23 protein-coding genes are annotated in these 23,948 nt (G+C 72.0%); 11 read left to right on the top strand and 12 right to left on the bottom strand.

Annotation, left to right across the window (positions count from 1 at the left end; all coding sequences use genetic code 11):
• Positions 1–121 precede the first annotated feature (121 nt).
• On the bottom strand, positions 122–769 hold the full coding sequence (locus tag E6R18_RS30815; RefSeq protein WP_136320172.1) for a TetR/AcrR family transcriptional regulator C-terminal domain-containing protein: 648 nt from the start codon (positions 767–769) through the stop codon (positions 122–124).
• A gap of 59 nt (positions 770–828) precedes the next feature.
• Here E6R18_RS30815 and E6R18_RS30810 point away from each other — a divergent pair, with 59 nt between their 5' ends.
• Positions 829–2,283, top strand: coding sequence for an FAD-dependent monooxygenase (locus E6R18_RS30810; protein WP_136320171.1), 1,455 nt, complete (start codon positions 829–831; stop codon positions 2,281–2,283).
• Between the two features lie 114 nt (positions 2,284–2,397).
• Here the strand turns inward: E6R18_RS30810 and leuE are convergent, their stop codons facing one another.
• Entirely contained in the window at positions 2,398–3,066 is a 669-nt protein-coding gene (gene leuE / locus E6R18_RS30805) for a leucine efflux protein LeuE (protein WP_136320170.1), read from the bottom strand.
• 143 nt (positions 3,067–3,209) lie between these two features.
• Between leuE and E6R18_RS30800 the strand changes: the two genes are divergently transcribed.
• Positions 3,210–4,154 (top strand): L,D-transpeptidase family protein, encoded by a 945-nt coding sequence (locus E6R18_RS30800; protein WP_136320169.1) that lies wholly within the window; start codon positions 3,210–3,212, stop codon positions 4,152–4,154.
• Between the two features lie 160 nt (positions 4,155–4,314).
• Here the strand turns inward: E6R18_RS30800 and E6R18_RS30795 are convergent, their stop codons facing one another.
• A complete protein-coding gene (locus E6R18_RS30795; protein WP_136320168.1) occupies positions 4,315–5,454 on the bottom strand; it encodes a hypothetical protein in 1,140 nt (379 codons plus the stop codon).
• Positions 5,454–6,350 carry a sigma-70 family RNA polymerase sigma factor gene (locus E6R18_RS30790; RefSeq protein ID WP_346765016.1) on the bottom strand — a complete coding sequence of 299 codons (897 nt, stop codon included), beginning with the start codon at positions 6,348–6,350 and terminating at the stop codon, positions 5,454–5,456. Before E6R18_RS30790 ends, E6R18_RS30795 begins: the two co-directional genes overlap by 1 nt.
• Before the next feature lie 633 nt (positions 6,351–6,983).
• Here E6R18_RS30790 and E6R18_RS30785 point away from each other — a divergent pair.
• A complete protein-coding gene (locus tag E6R18_RS30785) occupies positions 6,984–8,159 on the top strand; it encodes a UDP-N-acetylglucosamine--N-acetylmuramyl-(pentapeptide) pyrophosphoryl-undecaprenol N-acetylglucosamine transferase (RefSeq protein WP_136320166.1) in 1,176 nt (391 codons plus the stop codon).
• 198 nt (positions 8,160–8,357) lie between these two features.
• Here E6R18_RS30785 and E6R18_RS30780 read toward each other — a convergent pair whose 3' ends face one another.
• The 4 genes from E6R18_RS30780 to E6R18_RS30765 all read right to left on the bottom strand — a co-directional run bounded on the left by E6R18_RS30780 (position 8,358) and on the right by E6R18_RS30765 (position 12,970).
• Positions 8,358–9,602, bottom strand: a complete 1,245-nt coding sequence (locus E6R18_RS30780) for an MFS transporter (RefSeq protein ID WP_136320176.1) — start codon at positions 9,600–9,602, stop codon at positions 8,358–8,360.
• Positions 9,603–9,690: 88 nt separating this feature from the next.
• The gene (locus E6R18_RS30775) at positions 9,691–10,260 is read right to left on the bottom strand and encodes a hypothetical protein (protein ID WP_136320165.1); all 570 of its coding nucleotides are present in this window, start codon (positions 10,258–10,260) and stop codon (positions 9,691–9,693) included.
• 170 nt (positions 10,261–10,430) lie between these two features.
• Positions 10,431–11,231, bottom strand: a complete 801-nt coding sequence (locus E6R18_RS30770) for a DUF4328 domain-containing protein (protein ID WP_240799908.1) — start codon at positions 11,229–11,231, stop codon at positions 10,431–10,433.
• 140 nt (positions 11,232–11,371) lie between these two features.
• The gene (locus E6R18_RS30765) at positions 11,372–12,970 is read right to left on the bottom strand and encodes a glycoside hydrolase family 20 protein (RefSeq protein ID WP_136320164.1); all 1,599 of its coding nucleotides are present in this window, start codon (positions 12,968–12,970) and stop codon (positions 11,372–11,374) included.
• Between the two features lie 358 nt (positions 12,971–13,328).
• On the opposite strand from E6R18_RS30765, the gene E6R18_RS30760 reads away from it, so the two are divergent.
• From E6R18_RS30760 to E6R18_RS30730, 7 genes are all read left to right on the top strand, one after another.
• Positions 13,329–13,838 (top strand): 2-oxo-4-hydroxy-4-carboxy-5-ureidoimidazoline decarboxylase, encoded by a 510-nt coding sequence (locus tag E6R18_RS30760; RefSeq protein WP_136320163.1) that lies wholly within the window; start codon positions 13,329–13,331, stop codon positions 13,836–13,838.
• Between the two features lie 243 nt (positions 13,839–14,081).
• On the top strand, positions 14,082–14,462 hold the full coding sequence (gene sdhC / locus E6R18_RS30755; RefSeq protein WP_136320162.1) for a succinate dehydrogenase, cytochrome b556 subunit: 381 nt from the start codon (positions 14,082–14,084) through the stop codon (positions 14,460–14,462).
• A 5-nt stretch (positions 14,463–14,467) separates the two neighbouring features.
• Positions 14,468–14,944, top strand: coding sequence for a succinate dehydrogenase hydrophobic membrane anchor subunit (locus E6R18_RS30750; RefSeq protein WP_136320161.1), 477 nt, complete (start codon positions 14,468–14,470; stop codon positions 14,942–14,944).
• A gap of 30 nt (positions 14,945–14,974) precedes the next feature.
• Positions 14,975–16,729, top strand: coding sequence for a succinate dehydrogenase flavoprotein subunit (gene sdhA, locus E6R18_RS30745; protein ID WP_136320160.1), 1,755 nt, complete (start codon positions 14,975–14,977; stop codon positions 16,727–16,729).
• Entirely contained in the window at positions 16,729–17,505 is a 777-nt protein-coding gene (locus tag E6R18_RS30740) for a succinate dehydrogenase iron-sulfur subunit (protein ID WP_136320159.1), read from the top strand. Before sdhA ends, E6R18_RS30740 begins: the two co-directional genes overlap by 1 nt.
• Positions 17,506–17,681: 176 nt before the next feature.
• The gene (locus E6R18_RS30735) at positions 17,682–18,269 is read left to right on the top strand and encodes a hypothetical protein (RefSeq protein WP_136320158.1); all 588 of its coding nucleotides are present in this window, start codon (positions 17,682–17,684) and stop codon (positions 18,267–18,269) included.
• A 14-nt stretch (positions 18,270–18,283) separates the two neighbouring features.
• Positions 18,284–19,075, top strand: a complete 792-nt coding sequence (locus E6R18_RS30730) for a hypothetical protein (protein WP_136320157.1) — start codon at positions 18,284–18,286, stop codon at positions 19,073–19,075.
• Between the two features lie 22 nt (positions 19,076–19,097).
• On the opposite strand, the gene E6R18_RS30725 is transcribed toward E6R18_RS30730, so the two are convergent.
• Entirely contained in the window at positions 19,098–19,607 is a 510-nt protein-coding gene (locus tag E6R18_RS30725; protein WP_136320156.1) for a MarR family transcriptional regulator, read from the bottom strand.
• A 139-nt stretch (positions 19,608–19,746) separates the two neighbouring features.
• Here E6R18_RS30725 and E6R18_RS30720 point away from each other — a divergent pair, with 139 nt between their 5' ends.
• Positions 19,747–20,460 carry a TetR family transcriptional regulator gene (locus tag E6R18_RS30720; protein WP_136320155.1) on the top strand — a complete coding sequence of 238 codons (714 nt, stop codon included), beginning with the start codon at positions 19,747–19,749 and terminating at the stop codon, positions 20,458–20,460.
• A gap of 76 nt (positions 20,461–20,536) precedes the next feature.
• Here E6R18_RS30720 and E6R18_RS30715 read toward each other — a convergent pair whose 3' ends face one another.
• The 3 genes from E6R18_RS30715 to E6R18_RS30705 all read right to left on the bottom strand — a co-directional run bounded on the left by E6R18_RS30715 (position 20,537) and on the right by E6R18_RS30705 (position 23,924).
• A complete protein-coding gene (locus tag E6R18_RS30715; protein ID WP_136320154.1) occupies positions 20,537–22,090 on the bottom strand; it encodes an ABC transporter substrate-binding protein in 1,554 nt (517 codons plus the stop codon).
• Positions 22,091–22,311: 221 nt separating this feature from the next.
• Positions 22,312–23,613 carry a metallophosphoesterase gene (locus E6R18_RS30710; RefSeq protein ID WP_136320174.1) on the bottom strand — a complete coding sequence of 434 codons (1,302 nt, stop codon included), beginning with the start codon at positions 23,611–23,613 and terminating at the stop codon, positions 22,312–22,314.
• 65 nt (positions 23,614–23,678) lie between these two features.
• The gene (locus E6R18_RS30705; RefSeq protein WP_136320153.1) at positions 23,679–23,924 is read right to left on the bottom strand and encodes a hypothetical protein; all 246 of its coding nucleotides are present in this window, start codon (positions 23,922–23,924) and stop codon (positions 23,679–23,681) included.
• Between the last annotated feature and the right edge of the window lie 24 nt (positions 23,925–23,948).

Genomic DNA, 23,948 nt, shown 5'->3' with positions numbered 1-23,948 from the left:
GCGGCAAGGCGCGACGCGGCGCGGCAAGGCGCGACGCGGCGCGGCAAGGCACGACGCGGCGCGACGGCGCACGCCGGACGCGCCCCCGAAGGCGAGGCGCCTGCGGGCGGGAAACCCCGCCTCAGCGCACGCCGTACCGGGCCTCGATGCCCGCGACGATCAGCCGCAGGCCGTCCTCGAAGCGCTCGTCGAAGTGGGCGAAGATCTCGGGGCCGGCCGCCGCTGCCAGCGGGTAGCGCGCCAGCCGCTCGGCGCGTTCGCCGACGTCGAAGCCCTCGCGCTGCCCCTCGTCGGGCATCGGGCGGACGCCCTGTTCCTCGCTGACGAAGCCCATCGTGTACGCGTACGCGGTGGTGCCCGCCCGTGCGGCCTGCCGCAGCTCGAAGCCCGCGTCGAGCATGGTCCGCAGGTGGGTTTCGAGGCCGTCGGCGTGATCGGTGCCGGTGAACTGCGCGCCGCCGTAGACCTTGGCCCCGTCGCGGTAGCGCAGCAGCGTCCGGCGCAGTGCGCTGTTGTAGGCGAAGAGCTGGTCCTGCCAGCTGTCCGGGGGCGGGCCGGGCAGGTCGTCGTCGAGCATCCGCCGGTACATCACGGTGGCCATCTCGTCGAGCAGCGCCTGCTTGTCCTTGAAGTGCCAGTAGAGCGCGGGCGCCTTGACGTCCAGCTCCTTGGCGATGGCGCGCAGGCTGAGGCCGTCGAGGCCCACCTCGTTCAGCAGCCGCAGCGCCGTGTCGGCCACCCGGGACCGGTCGATCTTCGTCGTACCCACGGTGCCAAGTTAACAGCCCCGCCTTGACAACTTAACAGCGTTAAGGTCACACTCGGTCCATGGAACTTAACAACGTTAAGGAAACAGCGGCCGGGGTCGAGACCAGGACAGAGACCGAGGTCCTCGTCGTCGGCGCCGGTCCGTGCGGTCTCGCCCTGGCCTGCGACCTGGCCCGCCGTGGCGTGCGCGCCCTGGTCGTGGAGCAGGCGCCGGGGCTCTTCCCCGGCTCGCGCGGCAAGGGCATCCAGCCCCGCACCCGGGAAGTCCTGGACGACCTCGGGGTCGGTGACGCGGTCCGCGAGCACGGCGGCCCCGCGCCGGTCGGGATGACCTGGCAGAACGGCCGGCGGATGGGCGAGCACCACATGTTCCGCGTCGCGCCGCCCACGGACGCCGAGCCGTACGGGGCGCCGTGGCTGATGCCGCAGTGGCGGACCCAGGAGATCCTGCTGGCGCGGCTGCGCGAACTGGGCGGCGACGTGGCGTTCTCGACCGCGCTGACCGGCCTGGACCAGGACGCCAACGGGGTCACCGCGCGGCTGAGCACCGGCCCGGTCCGCGCCTCCTACCTGGTCGCGGCCGATGGCGGGCGCTCCACCGTGCGCCGGGAGCTGGGCGTCGCGATGGCCGGCGAGACGGTGGACCCGGCGCCCATGCTGGTGGCCGACGTGAGGATCGCCGAGGCGGCGCTCGACCGGCTCAACTGGCACATGATGAGCGGCGATGCGGGGTACCTCGCGATCTGCCCGCTGCCCGGCACGGCGGACTTCCAGCTGGTCGCCCAGTTCAAGGAGGGCGAGCCGGACATCTCCCCGGAGGGGGTGCGCGCGGTCGTCGCCGAGCGCACGCACCTGGACGCGGCGGACGTCACCGAGGTGCGCTGGTCATCCGACTTCCGCCCGCGCGCCGCCCTGGCCGACCGCTTCCGCGACGGCCGGGTCTTCCTGGCGGGGGACGCCGCCCACGTCCACTCCCCCGCAGGCGGCCAGGGGCTCAACACCAGCGTGCAGGACGCGTACAACCTCGGCTGGAAGCTCGGCCAGGTGCTGCGCCACGGGGCGCCCGCCGCCCTGCTCGACACCTACGAGCAGGAGCGCCGCCCGGTCGCCGCCGAGATGCTCGGCCTGTCCACCCGTATCCACCGGGGCCGGCAGGAGCGCGGCACGGCGGCCCAGCAACTGGGCCTCGGCTACCGCGAGGGGCCGCTGTCGGTGGGCCGGGCCGGCGCGCTGGAGGCCGGCGACCGCGCGCCGGACGGGCCGGCCGGCGAGCGGCGGCTGTTCGACGTCTTCCGGGGCCCGCACTTCACCCTGCTGGCGGTCGGCACCGACGCGCAACTGCCGGAGCCCGCCACCCCGGCGCTGCGCACGCACCGGCTGGAGGACGCCTACGAGCCGTACGGCACGGGGCTGTTCCTGGTCCGCCCGGACGGCTACATCGGCTGGGCGGGCCGGGACACGACCGGGCTCGCCGGCTACCTCGCCCCGCTGGGCCTCGGCCTCGCGGCCGGCTGAGCCGGGACCGAGCCCGCCGGCTCCGAGCCCGCCGCCGGCTCCGAGCCTGCCGGACCCGAGCCCGCTGTCTCCGAGCCTGCCGGGTCCGAGCCCGCCGCGTCCGAGCCCGCCGGATCAGACGTTGCTGAGCGACAGCTTCGCGGCGAATCCCAGGAACAGCACACCGGCCGCCGACGTGGCCCCCGCCGACAGGCGCCTGCGGCGGCGGAACGCGGCGGACAGCCGGGTGCCGCCGAATATCAGCATCGACAGGTACAGGAAGCTGGCGATCTGGAGCAGGGTGCCCAGCACCAGGAAGGAGAGCGCCGGGTAGGCGTACCCCGGGTCGACGAACTGCACGAAGAACGAGATCAGGAACAGGATCGCCTTCGGGTTGAACAGGCTGACCACCAGCGCCCGCCGGTACGGCCGCTCCATGCCCCCGGGCACCTGCGCCCCGTCCGCCGACTCCCCCGTGATCTCGGCGACCCGCCGGTGCCGCTCGCGCCACATGGACACGGCGGCCCGCAGCATCCCGATGGCCATCCAGGTCAGATAGCCGGCACCGGCGTACTTGACGACGGCGAACAGCACGGGCGTCGTCTGCAACAGCGAGGAGGCGCCCAGCGCGGACAGCGTCATCAGCACGGTGTCCCCGGTCCACACCCCGGCGGCGGCCACATACCCGGTCCGCACCCCGCGCCGCGCGGCGACGGACAGCACGTACAGCGAATTCGGCCCCGGCAGCAGAACGATCAGCACCAGGCCGGCGAGATAGGTCGGAAGGTCGGTGACACCCAGCATGGAACGGAGTGTCGCACGCGGGTACGACAACGCTGCCCGAGGGTTCCGGAGCGGAACACGCCCCCCGGAACGTGTCCGAATGATTCGGCAACCGGGCGGAGCGGGAACCCGTCCCATGGGACACAAGGATTCAGGGGGTCGGGATGGTAAGCACCAGCAGGACCGGGCGCGGACACGTGCGCAGGGGCGGCCGGGGAGCCGGCGCCGCGACCGCCGCCGTGGCCGTCATGGCCCTGGCCGCCGTGACCGCCGGCTGCAAGGCGGAACCCGTCGACGGCGCGCAGACCGCCCCGTCGGCACCGGCGAGCAGCAGTTCCGCCTCACCCACCGAGGACGCGAAGCCGGGCGGCGGCGAAACGGCCGCGGCGAGCCCGTCCGCGAGCGCGACGAAGACGAAGGAGCCGGCGAAGGCGCCGCCGAAGCCCAGCAGTACGCCGCCTTCGGCCGATCCGCAGGGCACGGTGCTGATGGCGAGCGGGGCGGAGGGCAAGCAGGTGCGCGAACTGCAAGCCCGGCTGCGCCAGATCGGCCACTTCGACCGGAGTCCCACCGGCTACTACGGGTCCGTCACGGCCACCGCCGTGCAGTCGTTCCAGGGCAAGCGCGGCCTGTCCAGGACCGGGAAGACGGACACCGTCACCTGGCAGAAGCTGCTCGGCATGACGCGCACCCCGACGGCCGCCGAGCTGAATCCGCCGACCACCCTCCCGGTCGCCAAGCCGGACAAGCGGTGTCTGACGGGCCGGGTGATCTGCATCAGCAAGAACAGCCGGACGCTCTCCTGGATGATCGACGGCAAGGTCGTCTCGTCCATGGACGTACGGTTCGGCTCGCAGTACACCCCGACCCGTGAGGGCACCTTCTCCGTGTACTGGAAGTCGCGGCACCACGTCTCGACGATCTACCACACGGCCATGCCCTACGCGATGTTCTTCAGCGGCGGCCAAGCCGTGCACTACTCCTCGGACTTCGCGGCCCGCGGCTACAACGGCGCCTCGCACGGCTGTGTCAACGTCCGCGACGAGGGGAAGATCGCGTCCCTGTTCGCGCAGGTCCGCACCGGCGACAAGGTCGTCGTCTACAAGTGAGGGGCGCGGGCGGGACCGGGGGAACGTGTCCCGCCCGCGCCATGTGCGCCGAGCCGCAGGTACGGGGGGAACCCCGGCTCCGGGCGCTGCCGATGACCAGTCGGCTCATTCTGTACAGCGTCCGCAGGCCGGAAAACGTCACACCGGGCGGCAGGGGCCGTCAGCGGGCGGCCGCGGAGGCGGTCGGCTCCGGGGCGCGGGCGGTGCCGAAGTCCGCCGTCGACGGGTCCGGGGCGATGGCCGCCGCCGAGGGTCCGGGCGACTCGGTGAACCGGATCGACGGGAGCACGCCCGAGGCGTCGCCGCCCTGCTCGGTGTTCCCCTGGCCGTCGTCGTCCCCGGCCGCCTTGCCGAGCAGCCGGTCGCAGAACCGGTCCAGGTTGCGCGCGCCCTTGGCCAGGTCTTCGAGGCGGGCCCTGCGGTCGTGGTCGAGCGTGCCGTCGCGGTAATCGCGGCATGCCTTCAGGGTCTTGGCGTACCAGGCGGCGGACGTGTCGTCGTCGCCGGAGCGGCCGTTGCCCTTATCGGTGTCCGGGGAGCCGCCGGCGTGGGTGTCGTCGTCGGTGCCGGAACCACCGCCGGACCGGCTGCCGCCCGTCCCGTCCGTGCCGCCCTCGTCCTTGCCGCTCCGGCCGCTGTCGGGCGCGGTGCTGTCCGGGCGCGCGAAGTCCTCGCCGTCCTCGTCGGTGCCGCTGCCGGGGGCCGGGGCGTCCGGGGTGGGGGTGCCGGGGTCCGGGGAGCCGGGCGGCGGCGGTGCGGAGGTCTCGTCGTCGGGTACGAGACCTGAGCCCAGTTCCTTGGGCGAGGCGGCGGCCGAGACCGAGGTCGCCGGGGAGGGGGTGTGCCGGCCGAAGGGCCCGGGCAGCACCCCGGTCCCGGCGGCCACGGCCACCCCGCCGATCGCACAGCACGCCAGAGAGGCGACGAGGCCGAAGCGCAGGGGACGGCTCCAGCGGAACGGGCGCTCGCCGCGCGGACCCGCGCCGCCACCCCCCGAGCCGGAGGCGGGCCTGCCTATGTGGACGGGGGCGAGCATCGCGGTCCCGGAGTCGTCGGCGTGCGGTGCCGGCTCCCCTGCGGTCCGGGCCCGGCGCGGGGCGGCGCGGAAGGCGGCCAGCGCGGCGGCCTCGCCGGGCAGTTCGCCGGTGGCGGGCAGGGCGGTGCGGGCTGCGGCGGCGAGGGCGGCCGCGAGGCGTTCGGCATCCTGACAGGGGCGGCCTTCGGCAGGATCGACCGGTTCGCCGCGGAGCAACTTCTCCGCCGCTTCCTTGTCAAGCCATGCGTACTGCTCGTCGGCCATCACATGTCCTTCTGCGTCCGAAGACGCGAATGCGTCACACCGGCGGGAGCCACCAGGCCGGTGCGTGAGGGGCGTTGCGCGGGTACGGCTCCGAGTTCCGCCGTAGGGGCCGCCGCGTCCGCCACGTTGTTCCGGAGAGAGGCCGACGGGCCCTCGGGACCGGCCGGACGCCGGGGCGGAACGACCGGCCCGGCGGGCGCCGCGCCCTGCGGACGCCCTGCTTCCGGCACGGCGGTACGCGAGACGGCGGCGTCGGGGGACGCGCCGCGCGGCACGGCGGTCTCCGGTGCCGAGCCGGGTGAGGCGCCGGCGTCCGTGGCTCCTCGGTGCGGCACGGCGGTATCCGGGGACGCCCCGGGCGGCACGCGGTCGCCCGCCGAACCCGGGGCGGGCTGCCCGCCTCCGCCATCGGGGCGCACCGGGCCCTCCGCGCTGTCCGCCCGCAGCAGTTCGGCGAGCCGCTTCAGACCCCGGTGGGCGGCGGTGCGCACCGCGCCCGGCCGCTTGCCGAGCGTCTGCGCCGCGCTCTTCGCGTCGAGCCCGACGACCACGCGCAGCACCACGGCCTCGGCCTGGTCCTGCGGCAGCTGGGCTATGAGCGACATGGTGCGGCCGGTCGCCAGGGACTCGATCGCCTCGTCGGCGGTGTCGGAAACGGCCGGCTTCTCGGACAGCTCCGTCTCGTCGCCGCCGATGGCGGGACGCCTGCCGCGCATCCGGAGATGGTCCAGGGCCCGGTTGCGGGCTATCCGCGCCGCCCAGCCCCGGAAGCGGTCGGCGTCCCCGCTGAAACGGTCGAGGTCCCGGGCTATCTGCAGCCACGACTCGGACGCCACGTCCTCGGCGTCCGGCTCCCCCACCAGTGTCCTTATGTAGCCCAGCAGCCGCGGCTGCACAGCGCGGTACACAGTACGGAAGGCGTCCTCGTCCCCGTGCTGTGCCGCGAGCACCGCGGCAGTAAGCCCCGCGTCGTCCCCCAGCACTCCCTCAACCCTGCCCTGCCGTCTGAATCGCAGCTGGTCACCACTGCCGCGCCACCCTGCGCGACTCAGCACGCTACGTCCTTCGCGGGCGCCGCGTCCATGACTTGTACAACCCGCAACATTCCGCCTCCTGCCCCTGGTGTGACAGAAAACGCACCCACGGCGCTGAGATGAGTACGGGGTCGTCCTGCGGCCCCGCGGAAGACGACCGGGGCCTCTCCTGTGGGGGGTGGCGGCCCCGGTCGTCGTTCCACCAACTAGCCCCTCTGGCCAGGCGCTTCGCGGGCCGCATGACCTCTCCGCAACCAACGGCGTGAGCAACTGGCCGGCGCATTCGTCCGGGTGGGCGCGTTCTTGAGCGCTGGATGCCCCGTGACCAACAGCCTTGGCGCACACGCCGTGTGGCTCAGGACAAACTCCCGGCGCCTCCACTCGGCGCTCGGAGGCCACCGACGCGAAGAGCGCGTACAAAGGCACATCCCGGCCGCCCCCGTGACCGAGATCAGCGCGAATGATCACCGCACAGCAACCATTAGAGTGCCCAGCGTGAACATCGCGCCCCAAGAGACGCCCGTCTTCCGCCTGATCGTGACGGGAGGCGGCACCGGCGGTCACACCTACCCCGCTCTCACCGCGATCCGCACCTTGCAGGCACGCCTGGCTGCTTTCGACCGCACGCTCGACGTCCTGTGGATCGGAACGACGGAGGGCTTGGAAGCTCGGGTCACAAGCGCTGAGGGCATCCCGTTCACCACCGTGGCCACAGGGAAGATCCGACGCTCCTCGAACCCGCTGAAGATGGTGTCGCCGGCCAACGTCCGGGACATGGCGCGCGTGCCGCTCGGGGTCGCTCAGGCGCGCAGCGCCGTCTCCGCCTTCCGGCCGGACGTCGTGCTCGCTACGGGGGGTTACGTCGCCGTGCCGGCCGGGCTCGCCGCCAGGATGTGCCGGGTGCCGCTGGTCCTGCACGAGCAGACCGTCCGCCTGGGGCTCGCCAACCGGAAGCTGGCCGGTTGCGCCGCACGGGTCGCCGTGTCCTCGGAGTCGACCGTGCCGCTCCTGCCGGAAAGCGTGCGGTCGGTGGCCGTGGTCACCGGCAACCCCGTACGACCTGAGGTTCTGACCGGGCACCCGGACAAAGCGGTTACCGCCCTCGGCCTCCACGGCTTCGACCGGCGCCTTCCGACCGTGTACGTGACCGGAGGCGCGCAGGGCTCACAGCAGATCAACGACGTGGTCGGCGGCGAACTGCTGTGGCTGCTGGAACGCGCCAATGTGGTGCACCAGTGCGGCCCGGCCCACCAGGAGGCGCTGTCCGCCCACGCCGCAGGGCTGCCCGCCGCCCTAGCCGCCCGGTATCACCTCACCCCGTTCGTCGGACCGGAGCTGCCGGACGTCCTGGCCCTGGCCGATCTGGTCATCTCGCGCAGCGGCGCGGGCACCCTGGCCGAGCTGACCGCCCTGGGCAAGCCCGCGGTGTTCATCCCACTGGCTACGGCGGCCGGGAACGAGCAGGCCCACAACGCCCGTCACCTGGAGGAGTCCGGTGCCGCGGTCGCTCTCCTCGGCGACGTCACCGGCGGCCACCTGCGCGAGGCGGTCGGTCCACTTCTCAGCGATCCGGAGCGCCGAGCCACGATGGCGGCCGCGGCCCGGGCACACGGCCGCCCGGACGCTGCGGAAAGGCTCGTGGACGTGATCCTGTCCGCAGCGTCGTCCTAGCCCATCGGGTCGGGCACGTCCCGGGCGCCGCGATCTGCGCTCGCACGCCCACCAGCGGCTGACGTCCATGCGTGTGTGAACAGCCCGCCCGGGCAGTGGAGTTGCGGGTCAGATGGCTGTTTCGGCTGAGCCCGGCCGGGGGCAGCGGCCCCGGTCGTCCTCGTCGGCCGACCGGGGCCGGTTCGCGCAAGGGCTGGGTCACGCCTCGGGGTCGCGGGCGTCGTAGCGTGCGAAGCCGGGCCACCGCAGGGCGAGCAGCGTCACGGCACCGAGGCAGGCGACGCCTCCCCCGGTCACGGCGAGCCCGGGGGACGTCAGATCGGCGGCGGAGCCGGCCAGGAAGTCGCCGAGCCGGGGCCCGCCGGCCACCACCACGATGAAGACCCCCTGGAGCCGCCCGCGCAGCTCGTCCGGGACCGCGGCCTGGAGCATGGTGTTGCGGAAGACCATGGAGATGGTGTCGGCGGCCCCGGCGAGGGCCAGGAACAGGAGTCCGAGCCAGAGCTGCCGCGTCAGGCCGAAGACGGCGACGGCCGCGCCCCAGCATCCGACGGCGACCATCACCGCGAGCCCGTGCCGCCGGATCGTCCCGAGCCATCCGGAGAACACGCCACCGAGCAGCGCCCCGAGCGCGGGGGCGGCGACGAGGAGCCCGGTGGTCCTGGCGTCCCCTCCGTACCAGAGGACGGCGACGACGGGGAAGAGCGCGCGGGGCTGGGCCAGCACCATGGCGCACAGGTCGGTGAGGAAGGTCATCCGCAGGTTGGGCCGGGTCCCGAGGAACCGCAGGCCGTCCAGGACGGAGGCCCGTTTCGCGCCTGCCGTGTCCTCCCCGCGCTCCGGCAGCATCGAGGGGAGCCGCCACATCGCGTACAGGGCGGCGGTGAAGGTGACGGCGTCGACCCCGTACGCGGCGCGATAGCCCCACCAGCCGACGATGAGCCCGCCGAGCATCGGCCCGACGAGCGTGCCGGTGGTGCTGGTCATGGAGTTCAGCGCGTTGGCGGCGGGCAGCTGCTCGGCCGGCAGCAACCGGGCGATCATCGAGCTGCGGGCCGGCGAGTTGAGCGCGAAGCAGACGGCCTGGAGCGCGACGACGCCGTACAGCACCCCCACCTGCCGCACGCCCGCCACGCTGGTCCCGACGAGCGCCACCGACAGCAGGAACGAGCCGAAGGCGCTGGCCAGCCCCAGCTTCCGCCGGTCCACGGTGTCCGCGACGGCGCCGCCGTACAGCCCGAACACCACGAGCGGCACCAGCGAACAGGCCCCGATGAGTCCCACGGAGAACGCCGAGCCGGTGAGGTCGTACACCTGGAGGGAAACGGCCAGGGACGTCATCCCCTGCCCCACCCAGGACACGGTGTTCCCGAACCAGAGCCGCCGGTAGTCGGGCGAGGTGCGCAGCGGGGTCAGGTCGGCGAATATCCGCCTCCGCGGCACGGGCTCACCGGCCGCGTCGGTGGAATCGGTCAGGGATTCGGTCACGGAGCATGGTAACGACGGGGGCGGGGCGGCCCGGGCCGCCCCCTCACCCCCGTACGCGCGCCCGTCGTGACACCGCCGCGCGCAGGACCCGCTGGCCCTCCGTCGAGACGTCAAGGACCTGGCGCAGCCCGGCTCCGGCGGGGGCGGAGCCGTCGATGTCGGCGAGCATCCGAAGGATCAGGGTCTGGCGCGCGGCCTCGCCGGCCAGCAGGGGCCCCGCTCCGGCCGGGCCGCCCGTGCGGCAGCGGGCCACCGGGTCCGGCGCGCCGGGCCTCGGCGCGTCGTGGCCGAGGTGGACGTCGAGGGCCAGCAGTGAGCAGGCGTCCGCCCAGGCGCGCAGCTCCTCGCCCGTCCGGGTGGCGGGGGCCGCGGCGAGGAGCTCCCGGATGCGCGGGACGGGGCCGCCGGGGTCCGGAAGGGCGTCCAAGGCCGTGCGGGCCTCCGCCAGCCGGGCGGGCCAGAGGCGGGGGTCGGCGCAGCCGGCCCAGAGCGGGCGCAGCGGGTCGGGGTCGGTGCCCGGTGCGGGCTGGGGCAGACAGCGTTCGAGGCAGGCGGCCGCACTGGCGGCGAGCCCGCGCTCGTCGGCGGCGGCGATCAGTTCGAGCAGGCTCATCGGCGTCTCCTGTCCGCCCCTCCCGTGCCGGGGCGCAGGGGGGCGCAGCGCTTCCTGTTATCGCATTCAGCGCCGAATGGCCGAAAAGCGTCACTGGCCCTGGCTGGATACCGCCGGCAGCTCCGCCGGCGGTGCTCCTCGGGACCCGAGGAGCACCGCCGGGCCCGGCCTCAGTGCGCCCGGAGCGGCTGCGCCACCGGAAGCGCGCCGAGTGCCGCCCGCTCGCCCTGCATCGCCGTCAGCCTGCGGACGAGCAGGACGGCGAGGACGGCCGCCACGATGTCCAGCGCGTCGCAGGAGGCGACCAGGTCGAGCGCGTCGACGACGTCGTCCACGGTCTCCGCCCGGTCGTAGCGCACGGAGGCGAACCGGGAGAGGACCTCCGACGCGACCAGCGTCCCCCACCAGGCGTGCAGCAGGGGGCGGGGGGTCTCGGCGCGGTCGCCGGGGGTGCCGGGCAGCACGCTCGCGGTCCAGATGCCGCGTACGACCCGGTACGGCAGCCAGAGGTTCCCGATCGGGACGAACCAGGCACCGATCGTCCAGCCCGGCCGCATCGTGTGGGCGCCCGGGTCGAACACCTCCGCGTTGAGCCGGACCCGGTGCAGCCACGCCAGGAAGAGGACGGCGGTGGCCAGGAAGGCGACGGTCTGAAGGACTCCGGCGGACCGGTACAGCGTTTCGGCGTGCGTCCAGGTCGTCTCGTCCACCGCCGCGAGTCCGTACTCCGTCCGCTCGCCGAGCAGCAGCCGGGCGCGGACACCCGTGACGATCGACAGCGCGTCCGCCACGGCCACCGCGCCGAGCAGCACGCACGCGGCCCGGCCCAGGCCCACCGGCGAGCGCAGGTGGTCCAGGCCGATCGGCGTCGCCATCAGACCGCCGGGTGCCGCGCGGCGGAAGGCGGCGCAGATGCGGCACCGCCCGTCGGCGGTGGCGGCCGGTCTCGTGCCGCAGAGTGAGCAGAGCATGGAAAAGGAACCCCCCGGATTCGGACGCACGGAATCCGGGCGTCGACGTGTGGACCGCGCCTCCCTCCCCGGACAGCGCGGCAAGCGGACGGTAATGGCCGCGCACCGCGTTGTCCACGGCGTAATCCCCCGGGCGGGGTTCAGCCCGCGTCGATCTCCTTCGCCAGCGACCGGAACTTCTCCCAGGTGAGCTTCGGCTTGCCCGGGTCCCACAGCTTCTGGGCCGTCGCCCGCAGCGGCATCCGGATGCCCTCGGCCACCTGCGCGGCGGTCTGGGCGTTCGGCAGGTCACCCCAGACGGCGAACCGGCCGCCGAGGATCTGGTCCGAGTAGCGCGCCGGGACCGGCGTGGTGCCGCGCAGGACGAGCGGGGTCCACTGCTCGTAGATCCGCTTGCCGGTGGGGTAGACGAAGGCGTTGGGCTGGCCGAGCACGTAGTACATGAACTCGTCGTTGAGGTTCAGGACCTTGCGCCCCTCGCGCAGATACTGCTCCGGCGACCGGGCCCCGTACTCCTTGCCCGTCCAGTACTCGACCTCGATGTTCTCGTCGGCCTGGACCGTGCTGTCCCGGAAGAGCCCGTCGTTCCACGCCTTCGGCTGCATGTCGTGCTTGCGGACCACCGCGGCCCGGTCGTTGAGCCAGCCGGTGGCGAGGTCGGCGATGCCGGCCCCGGAGCCGTACTTCGCGACGGCCGCGCGCTGGAGCTGCGGGTACGACGCGGCCGGGTTGCTCGCCATCAGCGCACGGTACTCGTCGGCGCCCAGATGCCAGTAGGCGCCGCCGAACAGCTCGGTGTACTCGCCGAGGAGTTCGTCGATCAGCTTGGCCGCGCCCGGCTTGGAGATGTCCAGCGATCCGGTCGATGCGACCCCGGAGACGTTGTGCAGCTGGAGGTCGGGGTGGGCGCGCAGGACCGCGCCGAGGTGGCCCGGGGAGTCGATCTCCGGGACGATCTCGATGTGCAGCCGGCCGGCCAGCGCGACGATGTGCCGCACCTGGGCCTTGGTCAGGTGGTCGGGCGAGACAACTTCGGGGTGTGTGTCGGACTCGATGCGGAATGCCTGGTCGTCGGAGAAGTGCAGGCCGAGCTGGTTGAGCTTGAGGTCGGCCATCTCCCGCAGCCGGTCCTCGATCCAGGAGGCGCTGTAGTGCTTGCGCGCGATGTCGAGGTTGAGCCCACGCTGCGGCTTGTCGGGCCGGTCGCGCACCTCGCCCTCGGGCATGGAGCCGTCGGCGCGCACGGACTGCTTGAGGGTGCGCGTCCCGTAGAAGACGCCCGCCTCGCCGGGTCCGCTGATCCGGACGCGTCCGTCCTCGGTGCGCAGGGTGTACGACTCCGGCCCGCCGGATGCCTTCGGGGTGAGGGCCAGCTCGACGTCACCGGCGCGGGCCGGCACATCGCCCCGGTAGCTGATCTTCAGTTCGCCGGCGAGCAGCTTCCCCTCGTCGGCGAGCTTGCCGCTGCCGTCCGCGATGACGACCCCGCTGCCCTTGCCGGGCCGCCAGCCGGGGCCGTGGGCGGGGGTGTGCTCGCGTACGGCGGGGATGGTGCGGGGCGTCTTGGAGAGCGGGTAGCTCCGGGTCGGGGAGGGGGTGGGGGACGGCGCGTGCGAGGTGGGGGCCGCGCCCCGGTCGCCGGAGCCGGAGCCTTCGGGCCAGACGACGACGGCGACGGTCGCCGCGGCCGCCGCCGTGAGCGCCGCGCCGGCCGTGAGGGCGCCGCGTGAGGGGGACATCGGTCAGAAACCTCCGGTTGCGGGGGGAAACGGGTCAGAAGTCAAGCGAAACAGGGCAAAAGCAGGGCAATAAGCGGGGCGATAAGCGGGCATTTTCCTCGGAATTTCGTCCATCAGTCATCGCGAAACTCTCCCGTCCGGGTGAAATTCGCGCATCCTTCGCACGGTCGTTGCCCCGCCTCGCTAGCTTTGAGGCACATTCGTCTCTCCTCTCGCCCCGCATCCACCTGGTCGCGTCGGTCCCTCCCCCCTCCAGGTTCACAGATGCCGTTGACTCCAGGAGCCCACGCTGTCCAGGTCCAGCGAGTCCCACGCCGGCCTTCCCGAGCAGCCGCGCCGGCCCGCCCGGCGCACCGCCGTGCCCGTGCAGCAGCGCGGCCCCGCCCCCCAGGCGCCCGCCGCACGCGCCTGGGGCCTGCACCGTTTCAACACCGCGCCCGCCCCGGAGGCCGAGGCCGCCCTGCTGGAGTGCTTCGGCAGCCACCGCTGGGCGCAGCGGCTGGCCGCCCACCGCCCCTACCCGGACGTGGAGGCGCTGCTCGCGGCGGCCGAGGAGGCGGGGTACGACCTCTCCCCCACCGACCACGCGCAGGCGCTGGCCGCCGAGGCGCCCCAGGGCCTGGGCCCGGACGCGCCGCACGCCGCCCGTCTCGCGCTGGACGCCGCGCACGCCGAGTACGAGCGCGCCTTCGGCCATGTCTTCGTGATCTGCCTGGACGGCTACCGGCCCGGCGAGCACCCCGACCAGATGCTGGCCGGCATCCGGGCGCGGCTGGGCCACGAGGAGGAGCGGGAGCGGGCGGTGACGGCGGACGAGATGCGGCGACTCGCCCGGGGCCGCGTCATGGCGCTGGTATCGAGTCAGTAACGGGTTGGCGGCGGTCCGTGCGGGCCGGTTTCCCCGGTTCGGGGCCGGTGAGCAGCGCGTCGGGGGCCTGTCCATAGCCCGTCCGTGCCTGTTTCGTTGCCACTTTGATCACACCAGAGGCCCCCGCGCGATCGAACCGACAATCCGTCGCTACGATGGCCGGGGCCGGTGGACCGTACCCGGCCGGGTCAGACCGACAGTCAAGCCGGCCGACCCCAATCCCCGCTCCCGGAGGGTTCTTCCGTGCCGGCTGGAACGCTGTACCGCGGCCGGGAAGGCATGTGGTCCTGGGTGGCTCATCGAGTCACCGGTGTCCTCATTTTCTTCTTCCTGTTCGTACATGTCCTGGACACCGCCCTCGTCCGCGTCTCCCCCGAGGCGTACGACGACGTCGTGTCCACGTACAAGACGCCGATCGTCGCGCTCCTGGAATACGGCCTGGTGGCCGCGATTCTCTTCCACGCGCTGAACGGTCTGCGCATCGTCGCCGTGGACTTCTGGGCCAAGGGCCCGCGCGTGCAGAAGCAGATGCTCTGGATCGTGCTGGGCATCTGGATCGTGCTGATGGTCGGGGCCCTGTACCCCGTCCTCGGCCACGCCGTCCGCGTAGTCTTCGGGAGCTGAGGCAGATGTCCACCGAAACGTCTTCCGCGATCGGCGACGTCGAGGGCGTGAGCCTGTACGACGTCGACAACCCGGCGCCCGTCATCGAGCCGCCGCGCAAGCGGACCGGCAAGACCCCCAAGGGCTCGCGCACCAACTTCGAGATGTACGCCTGGCTCTTCATGCGCCTGTCGGGCATCGTGCTGGTCGTCCTGGTCATCGGCCACCTGCTGCTCCAGCTGGTGCTGGACGGCGGTGTCTCCAAGATCGGCTTCGCCTTCGTGGCGGGCCGCTGGGCCTCGCCGTTCTGGCAGATGTGGGACCTGGCGATGCTGTGGCTCGCCATGCTGCACGGCGCCAACGGTCTGCGTACGGTCATCAACGACTACGCCGAACGGGACAACACCCGCTTCTGGCTGAAGATGCTGCTGTACACCGCCACGGTGTTCACCGTCCTGCTGGGCACGCTGGTGATCTTCACCTTCGACCCGAACATCCGCTAGGCGCCGGGCCCGAAGGACCAGAGGTAAATCATGCAGATCCACACGTACGACACCGTCATCGTCGGCGCCGGCGGCGCCGGCATGCGCGCGGCCATCGAGTCGACCAAGCGCAGCCGCACCGCCGTGCTGACCAAGCTCTACCCCACCCGCTCCCACACGGGCGCCGCGCAGGGCGGTATGGCCGCCGCGCTCGCCAACGTGGAGGAGGACAACTGGGAGTGGCACACCTTCGACACAATCAAGGGCGGTGACTACCTGGTCGACCAGGACGCCGCCGAGATCCTGGCGAAGGAGGCCATCGACGCCGTTCTCGACCTGGAGAAGATGGGCCTGCCGTTCGGCCGTACGCCCAAGGGCGAGATCGACCAGCGCCGGTTCGGCGGTCACTCCCGCAACCACGGTGAGGCCCCGGTCCGCCGCGCCTGCTACTCGGGCGACCGCACCGGCCACATGATCCTCCAGACGCTGTACCAGAACTGCGTCAAGGAGGGCGTGGAGTTCTTCAACGAGTTCTACGTCCTGGACCAGCTGATCGTCGAGGAGGGCGGCGTCAAGAAGTCCGCCGGCGTCGTCGCCTACGAGCTGGCCACCGGCGAGATCCACGTCTTCCAGGCGAAGTCGGTCATCTACGCCTCGGGCGGCACCGGCAAGTTCTTCAAGGTGACGTCGAACGCGCACACCCTGACCGGTGACGGCCAGGCCGCCTGCTACCGCCGGGGTCTGCCGCTGGAGGACATGGAGTTCTTCCAGTTCCACCCGACGGGCATCTGGCGCATGGGCATCCTGCTGACGGAGGGCGCCCGCGGTGAGGGCGGCATCCTCCGCAACAAGGACGGCGAGCGCTTCATGGAGAAGTACGCGCCCGTCATGAAGGACCTGGCCTCGCGTGACGTCGTCTCGCGCTCCATCTACACGGAGATCCGCGAGGGCCGCGGCTGCGGTCCCGAGGGCGACCACGTCTACCTGGACCTGACGCACCTGCCGCCGGAGCAGCTGGACGCCAAGCTCCCGGACATCACCGAGTTCGCGCGTACGTACCTCGGCATCGAGCCCTACACGGACCCGATCCCGATCCAGCCGACCGCGCACTACGCCATGGGCGGCATCCCGACCAACGTCGAGGGCGAGGTGCTGGCCGACAACACCACCGTCGTCCCGGGCCTGTACGCCGCCGGCGAGGTCGCCTGCGTCTCGGTGCACGGTGCCAACCGCCTCGGCACCAACTCGCTGCTCGACATCAACGTCTTCGGACGCCGTGCGGGCATCGCCGCCGCCGAGTACTCCGCGAAGAACGACTTCGTCGAGCTTCCCGAGAACCCGGCGCAGCAGGTCGTCGACCAGGTCGAGCGGCTGCGCGACTCCACGGGCACCGAGCGGGTCGCGGCGATCCGCCAGGAGCTCCAGGAGTGCATGGACGCCAACGTGATGGTGTTCCGCACCGAGCAGACGATCAAGACCGCGGTCGACAAGATCGCGGAGCTGCGCAAGCGCTACCTGGACGTGTCCGTCCAGGACAAGGGCAGGCGGTTCAACACGGACCTGCTGGAGGCCATCGAGCTGGGCAACCTGCTCGACCTCGCCGAGGTCATGGCGACGTCGGCGCTGGCCCGCAAGGAGTCCCGCGGCGGTCACTACCGCGAGGACTACCCCAACCGCGACGACGTCAACTTCATGCGCCACACCATGGCGTACCGCGAGGTCGCCGACGACGGCACCGAGTCGATCCGGCTGGACTACAAGCCGGTCGTCCAGACCCGCTACCAGCCGATGGAGCGTAAGTACTGATGGCTACACCCACCCTGGACAAGGCCGACAAGGCTCCCGAGCCCGAGGCCGGTTTCGCCGACTCGCCGTACATCACGGCCACGTTCCGCATCCGGCGGTTCAACCCCGAGGTCTCCGACGAGGCCCAGTGGCAGGACTTCCAGATCGAGATCGACCCGAAGGAGCGCGTCCTCGACGCCCTTCACAAGATCAAGTGGGACCAGGACGGGACGCTCACGTTCCGCCGCTCCTGCGCGCACGGCATCTGCGGTTCGGACGCCATGCGGATCAACGGCAAGAACAGGCTCGCCTGCAAGACGCTGATCAAGGACCTGAGCCCGGAGAAGCCGATCACGGTCGAGGCCATCAAGGGCCTCACGGTCCTCAAGGACCTCGTGGTCGACATGGACCCGTTCTTCCAGGCGTACCGCGACGTCATGCCCTTCCTCATCACCAAGGGGAACGAGCCGACCCGTGAGCGTCTTCAGTCCCCCGAGGACCGCGAGCGCTTCGACGACACAACCAAGTGCATCCTGTGCGCCGCGTGCACGTCCTCGTGCCCGGTGTTCTGGAACGACGGCCAGTACTTCGGCCCGGCGGCGATCGTCAACGCGCACCGCTTCATCTTCGACTCGCGCGACGAGGGCGGCGAGCAGCGCCTGGAGATCCTCAACGACCGTGACGGGGTGTGGCGTTGCCGCACCACCTTCAACTGCACGGACGCCTGCCCGCGTGGCATCGAGGTCACCAAGGCGATCCAGGAGGTCAAGCGCGCGCTGATCACGCGTCGCTTCTGATCCGCCCGCCGCACCCTGCGGCACCCGGGGCCCCGTCCCCCGAGGAGTGCGAACTCCTCGGGAGGCGGGGCCTTTTGCTGCGCCCCGGCGGCCCGGACGGTACGGTCGTGCGGAACCGGTGGCCGGTTCACCAACCGCCGCACGGGGGTGCGCGGGGAGAACGAGAGCGGGGAACGTTGAGCGATCCGAATCCGTACGCGGACGACTCATACAAGTGGGGCCCTCCCCAGAAGCCGGGACTCCCTCCCCCCGCCCCGGGCGGCCAGGGCTATGGCTACCCGGCCGCCGGGAACCCGGTCTACGGCTACCCGCAGCCGCTCTCCGGCCCGCCGGCGCAGCCCCCGGGCTACGGATACCCGGCGCCCCCGAACGCGGGGTACGGGTACCCGGGCCAGCCGGGCCTGGTCCCTGCGGGCGGCGGGACGCCGATGCTGTCCATCGGTGACATCACGGTGATGAGCGATTCGATCGTGACGCCGTCCGGCACGATGCCCCTCAAGGGCGCGGTGTGGACGGCGACGGACATGTCGCGCACCGAGGAGAAGATCCCGCCGGTCGCGATCGTGCTGGCGATCATCTTCGCCCTGTTCTGTCTGATCGGTCTGCTCTTCCTGCTGATGAAGCAGAAGCGGACGACCGGCTTCATCCAGGTGACGGTGACCAGTGCCGGCCGCCACCACTCGACGATGGTCCCCGCCATGCGGGCGGAGACCTTCGCGATGGTGATGTCCCAGGTCAACGCCGCCCGCTCGATGAACATCTGAGGGCGGACGCCCCGATGACCGTCCTGCGGCACTCCGTCGACGTCCTGGCCCTGGAGCCCGCACTGGTCGCCGAACTGGCCTCGCTGCTCTGCGATCTCGCCGAGTCGACCCGGGCCCGCGGCGAGGGCGTCCTCCTGCCGGACGGGCAGCCGGTCGCGGACCTGCGGCTGGTGAAGGGGCGGCACCTCAAGGCCGGTGCTCGGTACGAGATCGCGCAGCCGGAGGACGCCGGACACATGGCGGTGCGCGTACGCGAGTGGCGGCGCACCGGCGCCTGCGAGGTGGAACTGCTGCTGGACGGGCCGGACCTGAACGGCCGTCTGTCGCTGCGGCTGGCCGGCCCCGACCGGCCCCGGCTCTTCGAGGCGCACGGCCGGATGTGGGGTCCGGACGGCTCGGGGTCGTTGCACCGGGGGTCGGGGAAGGCGCGGGTCGATCTGACCGCGTGGTGGGCGGCGGCGGTGCTCCCGCCCGGGGCGCCGCCCGCGGCACGTGCCCCGGCGACGGCCCGGGTGAGGCACCTGCTGGGTGAGGCCCGGCTGTATCTGCGGCCCCGGCGGGCCGAGGAGGGCCGGTGGCTGGTGGAGGCCGCGGTCTCGCTGCGCGGCCGGTGGCTGCTGCGCCCGGTCGCCGCCCTCGCCCTGCTGCCGGCCGGGGGCCCGCTGCGGCGGGGCTTCCGGGACGGGGTGGAGCGGGCGGCCGAGCAGTGGAACGAGGCGGTGGGCGAGCTGCTGGCGCTGGGGCCGGAGGGGATCAGGGCGGAGTTCGCGCGGCAGGTCGCGGAGGGGCGCCCGCAGGAGAGCTGAGGGTCGCCCCCGCGTCCGGCCGTCAGTCCCAGTCCGCGCCGCCCCGGTCCTCGGCGACCACCATGATGCGCCGGAGCATGTCGTTGAGCCGGGACCGCTCGTCCTTGTCGAGGACGCCGAGCAGCCGGTCCTCCTCGTGCCCGAGGAAGTCCATCGCGCCGGTCCACGTCGAGCGGCCCTCGTCGGTCAGCTCCACGTCGACGCGCCGCCGGTCCGTGGTGGACGGCGTGCGGCGGACGAAGCCGCGGCGTTCCAGCGCGTCCAGCCGGCCGGTGACGGAGGCGGGGGCGAGGTCGAGGTCGGCGGCCAGTTCGGAGGGGGCCGCCTTGCCGCCGCGTCCGGCGAGCTTGTGCAGGGTGTCGAACTCCTGGCGGTCCAGGTCGAAGTCGACCAGGGACTGTTCGCGTACCCGGCGCAGATGGACGGAGAGCTTCTTCATCCGCGTCACCGCGCCCTCGACGTCCGGATCGAGTTCGGGAAGCACGGGCCGCCACCGCTCCACATGCCCGTCGGTCCAGTCGCGTCGCTGCATGCGCCCAGCCTACGCCGAGCGCCTTGGTACTTCGGAACCGAAGTTCTCGATGATGAATAGTTCGACACCGAAACGGGCTGGCCGCCGGCCGGGGCGCCCGTGCCCGGGTGGGGGCGCCGGCCCCGATACGCTCGGGGCCGTGGCGAGGCAAGAGAAGGACGTGATGGCGGTCAAGGCCCCCAAGAGCGGGCAGACCCGCGCCCTGATCCTCGAGACCGCGCTCCGGCTCTTCCAGGAACGCGGCTACGACCGGACGACGATGCGGGCCATCGCCCAGGAGGCCGGTGTCTCCGTGGGGAACGCCTACTACTACTTCTCGTCCAAGGAGCACCTGGTCCAGGGCTTCTACGACCGGCTCGCCGCCGAGCACGAGGTGGCGGTGCAGCCGGTCCTGGACGGCGAGAAGGACCTCGCCGCGCGCATGCGCGGGGTGCTGCTGACCTGGCTGGACGTGGCGGAGCGGTACCGCCCCTTCGCCACTCAGTTCTTCAAGAACGCCGCCGACCCCGAGAGTCCGCTCAGCCCGTTCTCACCGGAGTCGGTCGGCGCCCGCGAGGCGGTGATCGCCATCCACGAGCGCTGCCTGCGCGGCTCCACGACGAAGACCGACCCCGAACTGGCGCCCCTGCTGCCCCCGTTGATGTGGCTGATGCACATGGGGCTGGTGCTGTTCTGGGTGTACGACCGGACGGACGGTGCCGCACGCAGCCGCCGCCTCGTCGCCCGTACCGCTCCGATCGCCGCCCGGGCCGTCGCCCTGTCCCGGTTCCGGGTGCTGCGGCCGCTGGTGCGTCAGGTCCACGAGGTGCTGGAGGAGTTCCTGCCGGGCGCGGCCCAGCGGTCGGCCGGGTGACGCGTACACGGCCGAGCGGCCGTCCCGGAGGTCCGGGGCGGCCGCTCGGTGAGGCTCGGCGGTGCGGGGCGGCGGATCAGATCCAGCCCAGCTCCCACAGCCGCCAGATGCCGGTGCCGTCGGAGAGGTACTGCGAACCGGCGACGTCCGCCTTGGCGACGACGTAGTCCTTCTTCTGCCACAGCGGCACCAGCGGGACGTCCTCGCCGACCAGCTTCTGGAGCGACTTGAAGTCGGCCGTGGCCCGGCTGCGGTCGCTGTACTGGAGCGTCGAGCTGATCAGCTGGTCCATCTTCTTGCTGGTGTAGCCGTTGTGGAGGCTGCTGTCACGGCCGACGAGCGGCTGGCTGAAGGTGTCGGGGTCCGGGTAGTCCGGGAGCCAGCCGACGGTGTACATGTCGTACTCGCCGGACGCGTAGCCCTTCTGGAACCGGGTCCACTCCACGGCCTTGGTCTTGACCTTGAACAGCCCGGTCGCCTCCAGCTGACGCTGGATCTCCTTCGTCTCCTTGGTGTACTCGTCGCCCTCGCGGTAGGCGAAGGTGACGGGCAGCGGCGTCTGGACGCCGGCCTCCTGCATGAGCTGCTTGGCGCGCTTGGCGTCCGGCGCCGGGTACGCGTCGAAGAACGGGGTGCTGTGCCCGATGTAGCCCTGCGGGATCAACGAGTAGAGCGGGTCGACGGTGCCCTTGAAGACTTCCCTCACCAGCGGGCCGCGGTCGATGACCGCCGCGATGGCCTGCCGGACCCTGCGGTCGGCGAGCGGGGAGTCCTTGCGGACGTTGAAGACGAGGTTGCGGATCTCGGCGCTGTCCGCCTCGGTGACGCGCTTGTCGGAGTCGCCCGGGTTCAGTGCGGCCAGCGTGGACGGCGGGAGCTGGCGGTGCGTGACGTCGACCTGGCCGGACTTCCAGGCCGCGAGCAGGTCCTCGGACTGCTTGTAGTAGCGCACGGTGACCGGGCCGCCGGTCGTCTTGACCGCGCCGTTGTACCGCGAGTTCGGCACGAGTTCGGCCTTGGCGCCGGGCTCGTAGGACTTCAGGACGTACGGCCCCGAGCCGTTGACCTTGTTGTCGGAGCGCAGCTTGTGCTCCGAGTAGGCGTCCTTCTCCACGATGGAACCGGCGCCCGTGGCGAGCTTCTGCGGGAAGGTCGCGTCGCGCGCCGAAAGGTTGAAGGTGATCACCCGGCCCTCGGTGACCACGTTCTTCAGGCTGGGGAAGAGGACCGAGGGACCGACGTCCGTCTTGATCTCCAGCATCCGGTCGAACGAGTACTTGACGTCCTCGGCGGTCATCTTCTTGCCGTCGGAGAACGTGATGTCGTCACGGAGCTTGCACTGGTACGTCTGAAGCTTCCCGCCGATGAACCCGCAGTTCTCGGCCGCGTCCGGCTCGGGGACGATCGCCCCGGACTTGAACGTCATGAGCGACTGGTACACGTTGCTGTACATCGCCCAGGAGCCGGCGTCGTAGGCGCCCGCCGGGTCGAGCGAGGTCACCGCGTCGGTCGTACCGACGGTGACCGGATCAGTGTTCGCCTCATCCGAGGGGAGCAGTTGCCAGGCGACCACGCCTGCGATGACCAAAACCGCGAGAATCGCGAGAATCCGTAGCCGGATCGACCGCATTGCCGTGCTCTCCCTTAACTGCCCCACCTCGGTGTCGCGCACAGATACGCAGATCACCGCACGTTCGCGCTCAGCCAATCACACGATTTTCACATCAGGAAGAGAAAATCAGAGGCTCATAGCCTTTTGTTCGCGAGTCGAAACCTTCGGCCGTTACGTCGAATACAGAGGGTTCACTACCGGTCACCCGATCCGTCAATTTCGGGGGCGTGCGGGGGTGATTACGCCTGCCGGGAGGCGAGCTCGACCACGGTGATGTCGGAGGGCGCGCCGACGCGTACCGGCGGGCCCCACGCGCCGGCGCCGCGCGTGACGTAGAGCTGGGTGTCGCCGTAGCGGTCGAGGCCGGCGACCGTGGGGTTGGACAGCTCGGCGATGTAGTTGCCGGGCCAGAGCTGGCCGCCGTGGGTGTGGCCGGAGAGCTGCAGGTCCACGCCGTGCTCGACGGCCTGGTCGATGACGACGGGCTGGTGGGCCATGAGCACGACCGCGCGGCTCCGGTCCCGGTCACCGAGGGCGCGGGCGAAATCGGGGCCCTGCCCCTCGCTCTCGCCGGCGATGTCATTGACTCCGGCCAGATCGAAACCGCTCAACTCCACGCGGGCGTTCTCCAGCGGCCGCAGCCCCAATTCCCTTACGTGATCAACCCATTGGGCCGCGCCCGAGTAGTACTCGTGATTGCCGGTGACAAAGAAGGCGCCGTGCCGGGAGCGGAGACGGGCGAGCGGTTCGGCGGCCCGGCCGAGATCGGCGACCGATCCGTCGACCAGATCGCCGACGACCGCGATGAGATCGGGCTGCGTCCGGTTGACCGTGTCCACGATCCGCTGGGTGTGGGAGCGGCCCAGGATCGGCCCGAGATGGACATCGCTGACGACGGCGATCCGGAAGCCGTGCGCGGACCGGGGCAGCCGGGCGAGCGGAACGGTGACCCGCTTCACCCGCGGGCCGCGCAGCACGCCGTACGTCCCGTAGCCGACCGTCCCGAGCCCGGCGACGGCGGCGGCGCCCCCGACCGCCCGCGCCACGAACAGCCGGCGCGACGGGTCACCGGGCACGGGGGCGGGCTCAGGCGCGGCCTCCGGCTCGGGCGCGGGCTGCGGTTCGGGCGCGGGCAGGGACGCGGGCGCGGGCAGGGACGCGGGCGCGGGCAGGGACGCGGGCGCGGCCTGCGCTTCGGGCGCGGGTCCGGCGGGCGTCCGGCGGGCGAGCCACCGGCGCAGCAGCGGGCGTACGGCCTCGCCCACCAGCAGCGCGAACGTCAGGTACAGCAGCGCCGCCAGCCACAGGAAGCCCGGCCAGGCCAGCACCTGCTGGAGCCGGAAGGGCGTGCCCGTGCGGCCGGAGACCAGGGCGCCGATGCTCAGCAGCGGCAGCGCGTACACGGCGATCGTGCCGGCCCTGCGCCACGGGCTGCCGGGCGCCGTCGTGTCACCGACCAGGCGGCGCCAGACATAGCGGTGCACGGCCACGAGCAGCGCGAGCACCACGATCGCCACCAGAGCGAACCCCACGACCCGCACGCCTGCCACCCCGCCCTGCTCGTCCTTGTATCGACCGGTTCAGCCCCTTTTCAGGACCGGCTCTTTCAAGCCTTCTCGGCCCGCAGAGCCCTGACGCCGCGGAACCCGATCCAGCCCACGGCCGTCCCCAGAAGAAAGGACGTGATGGCGAGCAGCAGATGCACCCAGAAGTAGGCAGTGGGGTCACCGGAGTCGTCGAAGGCGAGGCCGCTGCCGTCCTTCCAGAGATTTTTAACGAAGGTGACCCAGATGAACCAGCTCCACACCCCGAAGGCGAGCAGGAACCAGGAGACGGGGCGGCTGAGCTTCATGAACTCAGTATCGCCGCCCCGCTC

The sequence above is a fragment of the Streptomyces sp. A1277 genome, from assembly GCF_004795015.1.
Taxonomy (GTDB): Bacteria; Actinomycetota; Actinomycetes; order Streptomycetales; family Streptomycetaceae; genus Streptomyces.
The sequence above is the reverse complement of the archived record's forward strand: the minus strand, read 5'-3'. Positions and strand labels throughout refer to the sequence as shown.